A 12,629-nucleotide genomic window follows, 5' to 3' on the forward strand; every position below is an offset into this window, starting at 1 on the left:
GGGTTACCAACGATAGGTCAGGTTGGCGATGACGCTGCGGCGGGCGCCGTAGTTGCAGGTTGCGCCGGTCGCGTTCAGGCAGTGCGACACATAGGATTTGTCGGCCAGGTTCCAGACCGAGACGCGCAGCATGGTGCCCTTGAGCGTGTTGCTGACCGCGCCGAAGTCATAGGCCACGCTGGCGTCGGCCAGGAACAGTGACGGAATCGTCAGATCGGGGTTGTAGTCCGATGCCGTGTCATAGGAAGACATGAAGCGGCCGCCGATGCCCACTTGCAGGCCGGGCACGGCGGGCAGCCGATAGTTGATCCACGCACTTGCCTGATGCTCCGGCACGTACAGCATGTGGCGGCCGACGTCAGCCGGGTTGCTGCTGGAGCGCACCTCGGAGTTCATGTAGGAATAAGACAGCAGGAAATCCAGGTTGGTGGAGAGTTGCGCCTTGCCTTCGAATTCGATGCCTTGCACGCGCTGCTTGCCCGATTGCACGAAGAAGATCGAGTCGACCGGATCCGGCGTGCGGGCGTTCTTCATGTCATTGCGGAAGAACGACAAGGTCGCAAACCCCCAACCGCCTGCCGGTTCGTACTTCGCGCCGAATTCGAACTGGCGTCCGGTCTGCGGCTTGAACGTATTGCCCTGGCGGTCCAGCCCGGTGGTGGGCAGGAAGGAGGTGGAGTAGCTGGCATAGGGCGCGATGCCGTTGTCGAAGACATAGGTCAGGCCGGCGCGGCCGGTGACCTTCGAGTCGGACGTGATCGTGGTTGCGTTCGTGATGCGGTTATTGGCCGATATCCGTGAATCGTCGTGACGCAGGCCCAGCGTGGCGATGGCCCGCCCGAAGCGGATCTGGTCCTGGGCGTACAAGCCCACCTGGCGCACATTCTGGAAGGACGACGAGGTGTAGGCCGGGGGCTTGGGGATGACCCGGTCGTAGATGGGGTCAAGAATGTCCAGCGGCGGGACGCCGATGGAACTGTTGGCGAAGTTGTTCGACAGCGTGCCGCGCTGGAGGTCCAAGCCCACAAGCAAGGTGTGGCGCAACGCGCCGGTGTCAAACCGGGTCTCGATCTGGCTGTCGACCGCCAGCGATTTGATGCTGTCGTCCGAGATCGCCGAGACCCGGTTCAAGGTGTGGCCATCCGGCTGATAGGCCACGAAGGGATGCGCGCGGATCAGGAACATGTCCTGCTTGCCCTGTGCGAAACGCAGGTTCTGCCGGACCGTCGTGGTGTCGTTGAACTTGTGTTCGAACTCGTAGCCGATGGATTGATAGGTGCGGTTGAAGCTGTCGGATGACGGCTCGCCCAGGTACATGCTGCGCGGGATGTTGCCGGCCGGATTGTCGTGCAGCGTGCCCTTGGCCGGGTAGAAGCGCGCGCTCATCTGGGGCTTGTCTTTCTGGTAGAACGCATTGAGCGTCAGCGAAGTGGCCGCCGATGGCCGCCACGTGAGGCTGGGGGCAATCAAGGTCTGGCGATCGCGTTCCAGGTCCACCTGGGTATGCAACTGGCGTTGCAGGCCGACGACCCGGTATAGCCACTGCCCGTCCTCGGTGACGGGCCCGGTGAGGTCGGCGGCGAACTGCGTGCCGCCGAACCCGCTGGCCTGCACCTGTACTTCGCGCATGGCTTCTTCCTGCGGCCGCTTGCCTACCTGATTCAGCAGTCCGCCCGGCACGCTCTTGCCGTAAAGGACCGATGCGGGGCCCTTGATGACTTCCACGCGCTCCAGCGCGTAGCCGTTGATGCGCGGCACGGCATAACTGCTGGGGTCGCCCGGCAGCGCCAGGCCGTCCAGCCACTGCGTGCCCATGGTGGAGTAGCCGCGCACGTAGTTCCAGTCGTAGCGCACGTCGAACCCGTTGGGTTCGGCGATGACGCCAGGCGTGTACCGCAAGGCCTCGGCGACGCTGTTGGCGCCCTGCTGGTTCATCTGGTCGCGCGTAATCACGTTGATGACCTGCGGGGTTTCCAGCAGCGACGTGTCCGTCTTGGTGCCCGCCAGGCTGCGCGTGGCCACAATGCCGTCGACCGCCCCGCGCGCCGTGTCCTGGCGGCCGCTGACGGTGACGGGTTGCAGGGTCGTCACACCCGGGGCCGGCGCGGCCTGCACCAGCCACGTGCCGTTGCTTTGTTGCGCCGCGCGCAGGCCCTGTTCGCCCAACACGCGCGACATGGCTTCCTGAGGGGTGTACGTGCCGCTCAGCCCGGAGCTGCGCTTGCCGCCCGTCAGCGCGGAATCCGCCACCACGAAGATCTTTGCCCGGGAAGAGATCTGCGTCAGGACCTGACTGAGGGGGCCGGGCGGGATGTCGTAGTGGATTGCCGCCGGCGCCGTGGCAGCTTGGGCGAGGGTAGGCGCAGGCTGCGCGCCGGATGCCGCCAGCGCCGGCTGCATGGACAGGCCCAGCGGGGCCAGCAACGTCAATCGGGACAGCAGGCGGCCGTGGGAGCGGTGTCGCGCGGGCGGGGGCAATGAGGTCATGGCAGGGTTCCGATCCGGAAATAGAATTACGTGTTCTTCCGGTATGACGGACAGGCCGCAAAAAAAGGGAACCTGCCTAGCGCGGATCCACGGTGGTCCACCAAGGCAGCGTCGTGCGTACGCGCACGGGCAAGGCGGCCGCCAGCATTTCCAGCGCCCGGTCGGTGTCGTGAATCGGAAAGGCGCCGGTGACCCGCAAGGCGGCCACGCGGGGATCGCACCCGAGGTAGCCGCTGCGGTATTGGCTCAAGGTCCGCACCAGTTCGCCCAGTGCGGTGTCTTCCGCCAGCAGTACGCCCGAGGCCCAGGCTTGCCGCGCCGGTTCCGCTGCCTGCGCTGCGCCGATCGCGCTTCGGGTAAAGCGCAATTGCTGTCCCGAAGCCACCACCTGCGGCGGCGTGGCGCCGTCGGCAGGCCGCACTTCCACCGCGCCTTCGTAGACCGCCAGAAAGGTCTGGCCCGGTTCCAGCTTGACCGTGAACCGCGTTCCCAGCGCACGCAGCAGGCCGTCGGCGGTGCGTACCGTGAAGGGCCGCGCGGGATCCGCGGCGGTTTCGACCAGTATTTCACCTGACAGGCAGACAATTTCGCGCAGTCCGTCGGTGTAATGGGTGTTGAAGGCGGTATCGGCATTGAGCCAGATTCGGGTGCCGTCCGGCAGCGTGACGGCGCGCGTCCCGCTGAACGGGCTGCGGTAATCGGCGTTCATCGCCGCCAGCCAGGCCGCGCCGCGCCCATCGCGCCATGCCGCCCAACCCAACAAGGACCCCAACCCCAGTGCGGCCAGGCCGGCCAGCGCGCGGCGCCGCGTCGCCTGACGCCTGCGCCCGGCGGATTGCAGTGCCGCCATGGACGGGACGCGGGTGGCGTCGGTGGACAAGGGAGAAAATTGGCCGCTGATGGCTTCGACCCGGGCCCAGGCGTGCCGATGCTGCGTGGAATCCGCCAGCCATCGGCGCCAGCCCTCCCGATCCTGGGACGTCACCGAATCCGACGCCAGCAGCGCGAACCAGTTGGCGGCCTCTTGCAGGATGCGGAACTCCACCGAATCCGCGGAAGCCTCCGGCGGGCGTTGCGGCATGGTGGACTACGCCGCCGGCGCTGCGGACATGTCCAGCGCCAGGCAATGCAGCATGGCCTGCGCCATGTACTTCTTGATCATGCGCTCGGACACGCCCAAGGCGGTGCCGATCTCGTGATAGCGCATGCCGTAGACCTGCGACATCAGGAACGCCTGCCGTGGCCGCTCGCCCAGCCGGTTGAGCATGGTGTCCACCGCCATCAGCGCTTCCAGCGCCAGGGCGGTTTCTTCGGGAGACGGGGCGAACTGCTCGGGCTGGGCCGCCACGGTCTCCAGCCAGGCCTGTTCGATCTGCTGGCGCCGCCAGTGGTCAAACAACAGATGGCGGGCGATGGTGGTCAGGTAGGCGCGCGGCTCGCGGACCTGATCCAGGTCCGAGGGCTTGCTCAGGACCCGCACGAACACGTCGTGGGCCAGATCCGCCGCCTGATGCACATTGTTCAACTTCCCGCGCAGCCATGTCCGAAGCCAACTGTGGTGGCTGTCGTAAAGCTGGTGCACTTGATCAGAGGAGGTCGACACAAAGCACGTCGCAGGGAAGTGGGAGCCCTGGAATATTAAAGGATAATCGTTCTCATTGTAAAACCTGCCGAATCCGGGTGGCGCGCGCGCAATCCTTCACACAAAAGTGTTGCAGGGCAGGGCTTTACGTCGGAAGAGGAGGGAGCCGGCGGCCACGGCCGGTGATGGCGCCCAGCCCGAAGGCTTGCACGGGGGGGCGGTTCGGGCCGCAGTCTGGCGATGGGCCCTGATGATGCCGATATTTGGCGGAAGCGGTGTCCGCCATTGTTTGGTGTTACTTAATACGGATTGGTTCAGTTTTACCTGTTTATCTATTTGATTTCATGGATAAAATTAACCTACTCTGAAAAGTTTGTGCCATGTTGTTCAAATTGATCCGTTACAATAAAGGCCTATTGTGGTGGGTAGAATGGCGGGTATAGACAGGAGCGGTCATGCTGAGTGAACTGAAAATCAAGCACGCGAACGAGGGGATGCATCTGGACGGCGACGGCCTCTATCTGCAGGTCAGCAGTTCCGGTGCGAAATCCTGGATCTTTCGCTACCAGCTCAATCGGCGCAGGCGTGAGATGGGGTTGGGGGCATTGGCTGCAGTGCCCGCCAAGGAAGCGCGAAAAAAGGCGATCAAGGCACGCGCGCTGCTGGCGGATGGAGTAGACCCGGTGGACAACCGCGACAGGCTACTCGCCGAGTCATCGGAGCGGGATGCGCGGGGCCGCGCTCAACAGGTGACGTTTCAGGCCGCTGCGGAGGCATACATAAAGGCGAATCGTGCCGGTTGGAAAAATCCGAAGCACCTGCAGCAGTGGGAGAACACGTTGGCCACTTACGCGTACCCCGTGTTCGGTGGCGTGCCGGTGGGCGAGGTGGACGACGTCGCTGTGCTGAAGGTCCTCCAACCGATTTGGACGTCAAAAACGGAGACCGCGAGCCGGCTGCGCGGTCGAATTGAATGCGTGCTGGATGCGGCAAAGGCGCGCAAGCTGCGCCAGGGTGAGAACCCTGCGCGGTGGCGCGGGCATCTCGATAAGCTTCTGCCTAAGCCTGCCAAAGTGGCGAAGGTTCGCCATCACCCCGCCATGCCCTATGACGACTTGCCAGGATTCGTGGAAGACCTGCGCGGTGTGGTTGGGGTGAGCGCGCTTGCTGTGGAATTTCTCATTTACACGGCCGCGCGCAGTGGGGAAGTTCTGCGAGCAACGTGGGATGAGTTTTCGCCAGACGGGACGCTGTGGTCAATTGCCGGCGACCGAATGAAGGCCGGTAAGGCGCACCGGGTTCCGCTCTCCGAAGCCGCGCAAGAGGTGCTGAAGCGCGCCAAAGGGATCGCGCAAAGCAAATGGGTGTTCCCTGGCGTGCGCAGCGGCCAGCCCATGACCGATATGGCGCTTACGATGTTGCTACGCCGCATGCGGCCAGGCTATACCGTTCACGGGTTTCGTTCTTCGTTCCGCGACTGGGCGGCAGAGCAAACGGAATACCCGTCCGAAATGGCTGAAATGGCGCTTGCGCATGCGGTAAGCAGCAAGGTGGAGGCTGCGTATCGGCGCGGCGACATGTTGGAAAGACGGCGGCAGATGATGAGCGACTGGGCTGCTTGGTGCGCTCCGAAAAGTAGCGCTTGCTAAAACGAGTTGAGCAGACAGTCATGCGCAATCTGAAGTAGGCTGGGCCTGGTCATTTGCAGGAGGCGTGTCATGGAAAAGCGCGGATTCACCACGCAAGAGGTCCAGGCCTATCTGGGCGTGCGGCGTCGTTTCTTTGAAACCAACATCGCGCCGCGCTTGGCCGGCAAGGGGACGCCCGCGGGCCCGTCCATCATCTATGAACGCACCGATCTGGATGCGGTCTGGGATGATTACAAGGCTTCCCTATCCGCGGCCCGGCGGGTGGACGTGCCGGCCACAAAACCTCGTGTTGGCGGCGGTTCGAAGCTGAGCTTCAACGAAGCGAAACTAGCGGTGGTGCGGGCTGCTCGGACACGAGAAAAATAGGCAGCGTCGAAACTTGTTCACAAGCGCAACGCGCTTCTATATACTGAAGTCGTCCCTGCTCAACAGGGGCCTGGTTTGGCGACCAGATTGTTCTCAGGCGGATGACCGCCGCTTGGCGGTATTTTTACGTCCGTTTGCAGTTGCGCACCCTCTTTGGGCGGGCGATTGCGGGGATACCTTCGGGTATGCCGGTCCCCTGGGACGCCGGTTCGCCAACCCTGCTTTCTGCTCGCCCACCCCATTTGGCGATGGGACGCGGGCCTAACCGTCCCCAGGAGCCTCGCAATGGCTAATCAACTCCCCATCTCGTTTCTCGAATTTCCTCATAGCACCCCCAGCGACGAAGCGCTGTTGGCCACGCCGGCGCCAATGCATCGCGTTGTCGAGCTTGCAAGCTTGACCGAGGCGCTGGCCAGCGATGCGTCCAGGGTCCTGTCCATTCTGCTCAACAACAGCGTTCAGCGCGAAGCTCGTGCGGAAGATTGCGTCGAAGACGGTGCGCCCTTGACTCCTGCAACGGAGCAGGCCCTGTTGCGGTTCATGGCCAACACATTTCACTTGCTCGAGCGCGAAGCAAACGCCGTGGCGAGCGGTGTGGCCTGAACATAAGCAGGTGCTAATTTAATGTAGCAAAATGGCAACGCGCGGGCCGTTTAAGGCCCGCGCAATGTCGGGTAGCGATGTAGACGATTATTCAACGTCCTACAATTGCAGCACGGTTTCGACCAATCAAGAATTGCTTTGCGCAGTGGGCTATCACTCGCGTAGTTCGAGGCACCTTCCCCGGGCCCTACAGGGCCAAAGATGGTGAAGACGCGGCCCCAGGTTTTTCCGCTCCCTGGGAACGTCTTCCCTCTGATCCCCATCAGAGACGGCAGATCGCGGATCGACACGCCAGGCGTATGCCTGGTGCCGCTGCCGGCTCACCTTCCAGTATTGGCCGGTGGCATCGTTCCAAATTGGAGCCTGCCATGCAGAACCCTGTACCTACCTTTCTTCGCGCCAAGCAGATACTTGGTGACAAAGAGAAGGGTATCCCCCCGATTTTCCCTGTATCGCACACGACGTGGTGGAACGGAGTTAAGTCTGGGCGCTTCCCGCAGCCTGTTCGCTTCGGCAAACGCATGACCATGTGGCGTGCGGCCGACATCTACCGCCTGCTTGAGCAGGGGCGCTAAATGTCCCGATTCCCTTATGTTGAATTGTCCTTCAGCGAGGTCGCGGCACTTTTCAACCTGACCCCCCATCAGCTCACATGTGCCTACGCCCGCGGCGCATTGCCCAAGCCTATCGACTATGACATGGCGGGCCATCCCGTATGGTCTGAGGCGGTTCTGATCCCGTATGTGCGCGACAGATATGGCCTGGTGCCTGCCGATATCAAAGGTTTTGCGCAGTTGCAGGTGGGCCGTCTGGAATGGGATCAGAAGAACGGGGGAGTTGCATGAGCGACAAAGAAAAAACCCCGACGGGTCGGGTCGGGGTCATTGAACTGCAAAGCGTTATTTCTGCTGTCGATATTGTAGGCGCCAGAGTCAGCGGATGCCAACCGCCTGACCTCCTGTCTCCCCTCATCGCTGGCGTTCCTGCAACACTGCGCGCATACCCAGCGCGCTGGTGCGTGTGGGAGGCAGTTTGGTCAGAAGAAAAGGGCAAGCACACAAAGGTGCCGAAGAACCCGCTCAACGTCTCGCGCAACGTCTCAAGCAATCGGGCGGCGGGCTGGAGTGACTTCGATACCGCTGTAGCCGGCCACGACGTCCTGAGCCTGGTTGGCGAGGGCGGGCTAGGCTTTCGGATGTCTGAGCAGTCGACGCTTGTTGGCATCGACCTGGACGCCTGCGTGGATTCAAGCGGCGAGCTGCAGCCGTGGGCCGCCGAGATCGTGGAGCGGGCCGCAAGTTATGCGGAGCTGTCGCCCTCGGGGCGCGGTGTTCGCATCTTCCTCAAAGCCTCTATCGCCCAGGACTGGGCCAAGCCGATCGAAGTGTATGGTGGCAACGGCGGGCGGTACCTGACCGTGACGGGGCATCGGCTGCCCGATGCGGCGGCCGACGTGATGGCGGCGCCGGAGGGCTTCGTCGATTGGCTGAGCGCTACATACGGGCCAGACACGATAGAGCGGCCTGAGCGCGGTGCAGCGGGATTGCCGCCTAGCGACCTAGACCGTACCGTGACGCTGCACCGGGTGTCCGATGAAACCGTCGCCGACGTGATGTCGGCGATGGCCGCTTTCGATTCGGAAGACGCAGACGGCTATGCGTTCTGGGCCGAAATGGGCTTGGCGCTCAAGAGCCTGGCCCAGGCCGGGCGCGATGCCCAGGCGCTGGAAATGTGGCACACCTTCAGTGACCTATCGTCAAAATACGACCCCGTGGAAGCACAACGGAAATGGGATGAGGATCTTGAGCCGCAGGAGCTCACCTATCAATCCATCTTCAAGTGGGCAGCGGATCGCGGCTGGCTCAATCCCAAAAGCACCGAAGCGCTGAAAGCAAACGCTACCGCCGACACGCGCCTTGATCGCACCGATGCGGGCAACCTGGCGCTGCTGGCCGATCTCACCGGTGGCGACCTGCGCCATGTGACCGAAACGAGCGCTTGGCTATGCTGGACTGCTGGGCGTTGGCAAGTTGACGCCGCTGGCTTGGCGGCGCAGGCGCAGTCCTTGCGCGTGGCCGAGTTCTACTACGCCAAGGCAATCAAGGTACGAGAAGACGCTGCGGACCCCATGCACGACGACAAGGAGCGCAAGGCGATCACCAAGGCGGCCGATAGCCTGGACAAGTGGGCGGTGCACTGCCGCAATCGGAGCGCGTTGGTGAACATGCAGGGGTTGGCGAAGTGCGACGCGCGCTTCGCGGTATCGATCCTTGATCTTGATCGCGACCCCTGGTTGTTCGGGGCTGAAAACGGCGTCGTTGACCTGCGCACCGGCCAGTTGCACGACGCCGGCCGGGATGCCTTCGTGACGCGGCGCGCGCCTGTCGCGTTCGATGCCGGAGCCCGCGCGCCGCGATGGCGCCAGTTCATTGACGAGATCACATCCAAACCCGACGCCCGCGCACCAGGTGGCCACCGCATGCGGCCGCACTTGGCGAGCTATCTGCAACGGGCCCTGGGTTACAGCATTACCGGGCTGGCCAGGGAACACAAGATGTTCATCGCCGTGGGCGAGGGCGCAAACGGCAAGAACGTGCTGCTCGATATTCTGACCTGGATCATGGGCGATTACTGCCAGACGATCGCGCCCGAAGCGCTGATGGCCGGCAGGTTCGACGCCGATGCAGAAAGGCCCACGCCCAGCGCGCGCAAGCTGGCCGGCGCACGTGCGGCTATCAGCAGCGAGAGCAAGGAAAACCAGCGCCTGGACGTGGCGCTGGTCAAGCGTCATACCGGCGACGGATACATGACGGCTCGCGGCTTGCACGAAAGCCCCTTCACCTTCGAGATCACGCACAAGCTGTGGCTCATGACAAATCACCGCCCGAACCTCGATCACGTCGACGACGCGATCCGGGGCCGCCTGCACCTGATCCCTTTTGATCGGCGCTGGAACCGCCCGGGCGCGCCGGCACGCGATCCGCAACTGGCCGATGGCGACAAGGACCTGGTGCCCAAGCTCAAGGCCGAGGCCGCCGGCATCCTAGCGTGGCTGGTGGCTGGCGCGGTGGCGTATGGTCGCGATGGCTTGGAGCCGCCGGCCGAGGTTTCGGACATGACGAACACCTATTTCCGCGCACAGGATCCCGTCGGCTTGTGGCTTGACGGTCGGGGACGGTGTGACCCGAAGCAGGGGTCGAAGGCGTCGGCGCTGTTCGATGACTTCCTCGGGTGGTGCGGAGACGAAGGGCATGACACGAGCGCGGGCGGCAGCCAGACAGCCTTTTCCACGCGCCTTAAACGTGAGGGAATCGCCTTCAAGAAACTCGAATCTGGAATTTTTTACGGATTGAAGGCCGAGGGGAACGGCTTTGACTAGCAATCCTGCAGGGCTGCAGGGTCCTGCACCCTTTCCTACCTTTTCCCATATGAGAATTGAAAATTCAAGAATAGGGGAGAAACCTGGGACCCCCTGCAGGACCCTGCAGCCCTGCAGGAATGGGGCGCGGGGCGGCATTTCTGCGCAGTACGCACGCGCGCCAGAACTTAACGTTTTTCGTGTGATCCGCACACCTGAAAGGCGGCGCGGGCCGCGCCAATGTGACACCTAAAAAAGGCAGACGCGCCTGCCGACCTTACACCTGAAAAAAATGACATCCGGACACCTGAAAAAGGACGTACACATGCTCATCACCGTGCTCTTCGTGAAACAGAACGATCATTACCTGGTTGGCGATCCTGACAACCTACAACCGTGGGTGCCGGCCAACCCGGAGGCTCTGGCCGCGCTGCACACCCTCGTTACGGTCCCGGGCTGGCGTATCGAGGTGGCGAATTCGGGCGGCGTGTCGAAGGCGCGTAGCGCGGAGTATCAACGCCTGGTGAACACTGCGCGCGCTATTCAAGCAGCATGCCCAAGTTTGGCGCGAGAGCTTCTACGGGGCTTGGGGAGCAAGCGGCAAGGGGACGGCCGGCTGCTATGGCGTTACGACAAAGCCGGAGCGCTGGTGCGCATCGAGACTGCGCTCGCGGGTCGGATGGAGGAAATAATTTCCGCCATAGATCAACGCGTTGCCTAGCTTGTGAGTATGCAACGGGAATCTACCCACCACTGTACCCACCAGATGAACTAACTCGTATATCGCCCTATACGGATTCGCGAAAGCCCGTCAGGCACTGAATACTTGCGGCACCAATGACCTTGAATGGTGCCTGCCTTGAAGAACCAACCCACCTCGTCGCCGCAAGCGGAAATCGACAAAACGTCCGCCGCGTCTGAACCGGCCCAGGCGCAAAGCCGCACCGCGACCGTTGACCAGCTCATACGCACACTTTCGGCCGACCTCGAGTCCCTGACGCGCACCAAAGGCGAGCTCGGCCTGGAACTTGTCGGGGCCCCGAAAAACCCTGATGTCCTGGAACGTATCGACGCCAACGAAGAACAACTGGTTGTCGTATCGCGGCGCCTGGAGTTGTATCGACAGGCGCGCGTCCAAGCGGCATCGCAGGATGAGGCCGACCGTGGCAATGCACGCGTACTGAACGCCACGACGAGTCGAGACAACGCTGTCGCAGCCGCGCAGAAGCGCATCAAGATCGCGGAGCGGCTCGACGGTTGCTTCAGCCAACTCGCCCAAGCAATGCGCGACTGGCGTAACGTCAATGAAGAGGTGCGGCAGTCTGTCCACGAGATGATGCAAACGGTTTGTGAACACCTTGCAGGGTTTGACCACTTCCGCCAGTCGAAAATGAACACGGGGCGCAACGTAAGCTCTCGAGACTTCGGCGCGAACGAAATTCTCGCGGCGCTAAAGCGTGCCGGAGTCGACGAGTGCACCGCCGGCTGCGTGGATTTGCGCCCCTACGGAGTCTGGACCGTCGAGTACCTGGCCAATGCGACCTTGAAGGCTGAGGCCGAGCGTGAAATCCCCCGAATTCGGAACGTTCTGGACAGCGAGCTGCGGGAGTTGTCGGTAGGGGACCAGTGATGGATAACGCGACCCTTGCCGCCAATTTGTTCGGCAGCTCTGCGGCGCTGGACAACCCCGAGCCGTCTATCGCAACGGTGCTCACGTCCACGCAGGCGCCAGAGGTGCAGCCCTCTGCGCGCGCTTCCGAACCCACCGCGGAACCGCCCCAGATCGACGTTGCCAAGCTGTATCCGAATTCGCCGCCGGACGAGCCCGAGCAGGCAGCCACGGAGGAAGCGGCGCAGGAGCCGCCAGCGCTCGACGTGAACAAGCACCTGCCTGACGCTGTGCGCACGCTTCGTGAAGAAGACACACCGCGAAAGCTCTACTCGCCCCAGCAGACGTACAGCAGCGTGATTCCTGACGACATGTTCGAGCAGCACGGCACGGTGCCGGAGGATATGCCCCAAGAAGTTCAGGCCGCGATCATCCACGAATACAGGGAAATGGCCGCCGACACTGGCCTGTCCAGTGACGATGTGCGGTTGTTGAAGGATCGCACGCTGACATTGCGCGACAACCCGGTCCCGCCGGAGCTGCAACAGGCCGAAGCCCGAGTGCGGTTGGCGGCCGAGTTTGGCGCCGATGGCATCGAGAAGGCGCTCAAGGACGCCAATGCACTGTTGAACCGCGATCCTCGTGTGCGCAATTTGTTGCATGGGTGGGGGCTGGGTGATGACCCCGACACGGTGGTGCTTGTGGCCCGAGCGGCGGCGCGCCAGCGGGCGCAGGGCCGGTTGAAGTGAACGGAGAGGGAAAGCAAATGATCGATTCGATGATTCAGTTGGTCGAAGATTGCGAGGCTGCTGCCATCAAGGCGGGTGTCATTGACGCGCAAGATAGCAAGTCGCGCCTGGCTCTTCGCAAGAAGTTACTGGCCACGTTTACCTCGACGTCTACCGAGGTGCGTGAACAAGTGCTTTTTTCGCGCGTGCCGATGGCGGGCGATTCACTCGGAAATAGGAGCTAGAT

13 protein-coding genes are annotated in these 12,629 nt (G+C 62.7%); 10 read left to right on the top strand and 3 right to left on the bottom strand.

Annotated elements, in window-relative coordinates; translation table 11 throughout:
* Positions 1-3 precede the first annotated feature (3 nt).
* From CEY09_RS05305 to CEY09_RS05315, 3 genes are all read right to left on the bottom strand, one after another.
* Positions 4-2,487: a TonB-dependent siderophore receptor gene (locus tag CEY09_RS05305; protein WP_088587824.1), complete on the bottom strand. Its 2,484-nt coding sequence runs from the start codon at positions 2,485-2,487 to the stop codon at positions 4-6.
* A 76-nt stretch (positions 2,488-2,563) separates the two neighbouring features.
* Entirely contained in the window at positions 2,564-3,568 is a 1,005-nt protein-coding gene (locus tag CEY09_RS05310) for a FecR domain-containing protein (RefSeq protein ID WP_088587825.1), read from the bottom strand.
* Between the two features lie 6 nt (positions 3,569-3,574).
* Positions 3,575-4,090, bottom strand: coding sequence for a sigma-70 family RNA polymerase sigma factor (locus tag CEY09_RS05315; protein WP_035212752.1), 516 nt, complete (start codon positions 4,088-4,090; stop codon positions 3,575-3,577).
* Positions 4,091-4,524: 434 nt separating this feature from the next.
* Between CEY09_RS05315 and CEY09_RS05320 the strand changes: the two genes are divergently transcribed.
* From CEY09_RS05320 to CEY09_RS05365, 10 genes are all read left to right on the top strand, one after another.
* Positions 4,525-5,718, top strand: coding sequence for a tyrosine-type recombinase/integrase (locus tag CEY09_RS05320; protein ID WP_088587826.1), 1,194 nt, complete (start codon positions 4,525-4,527; stop codon positions 5,716-5,718).
* A gap of 69 nt (positions 5,719-5,787) precedes the next feature.
* The gene (locus tag CEY09_RS05325) at positions 5,788-6,084 is read left to right on the top strand and encodes a hypothetical protein (protein WP_088587827.1); all 297 of its coding nucleotides are present in this window, start codon (positions 5,788-5,790) and stop codon (positions 6,082-6,084) included.
* Between the two features lie 285 nt (positions 6,085-6,369).
* Positions 6,370-6,687, top strand: a complete 318-nt coding sequence (locus CEY09_RS05330; protein ID WP_088587828.1) for a hypothetical protein — start codon at positions 6,370-6,372, stop codon at positions 6,685-6,687.
* 368 nt (positions 6,688-7,055) lie between these two features.
* On the top strand, positions 7,056-7,262 hold the full coding sequence (locus CEY09_RS05335; RefSeq protein WP_113914599.1) for a helix-turn-helix transcriptional regulator: 207 nt from the start codon (positions 7,056-7,058) through the stop codon (positions 7,260-7,262).
* On the top strand, positions 7,263-7,532 hold the full coding sequence (locus CEY09_RS05340) for a hypothetical protein (RefSeq protein ID WP_088587829.1): 270 nt from the start codon (positions 7,263-7,265) through the stop codon (positions 7,530-7,532).
* Positions 7,529-10,066, top strand: coding sequence for a phage/plasmid primase, P4 family (locus tag CEY09_RS05345; RefSeq protein ID WP_158218650.1), 2,538 nt, complete (start codon positions 7,529-7,531; stop codon positions 10,064-10,066). Before CEY09_RS05340 ends, CEY09_RS05345 begins: the two co-directional genes overlap by 4 nt.
* A 304-nt stretch (positions 10,067-10,370) precedes the next feature.
* Positions 10,371-10,766: a hypothetical protein gene (locus tag CEY09_RS05350; RefSeq protein ID WP_143219540.1), complete on the top strand. Its 396-nt coding sequence runs from the start codon at positions 10,371-10,373 to the stop codon at positions 10,764-10,766.
* Positions 10,767-10,904: 138 nt separating this feature from the next.
* Positions 10,905-11,675, top strand: a complete 771-nt coding sequence (locus CEY09_RS05355; RefSeq protein WP_143219541.1) for a hypothetical protein — start codon at positions 10,905-10,907, stop codon at positions 11,673-11,675.
* Complete coding sequence (locus tag CEY09_RS05360) at positions 11,675-12,403, top strand: hypothetical protein (protein ID WP_088587833.1); 729 nt, start codon at positions 11,675-11,677, stop codon at positions 12,401-12,403. Before CEY09_RS05355 ends, CEY09_RS05360 begins: the two co-directional genes overlap by 1 nt.
* A gap of 17 nt (positions 12,404-12,420) precedes the next feature.
* Positions 12,421-12,627, top strand: coding sequence for a hypothetical protein (locus CEY09_RS05365; protein ID WP_088587834.1), 207 nt, complete (start codon positions 12,421-12,423; stop codon positions 12,625-12,627).
* Positions 12,628-12,629: the final 2 nt, after the last annotated feature.

The organism is Achromobacter marplatensis (assembly GCF_002209535.1).
GTDB lineage: Bacteria > Pseudomonadota > Gammaproteobacteria > Burkholderiales > Burkholderiaceae_B > Achromobacter > Achromobacter marplatensis.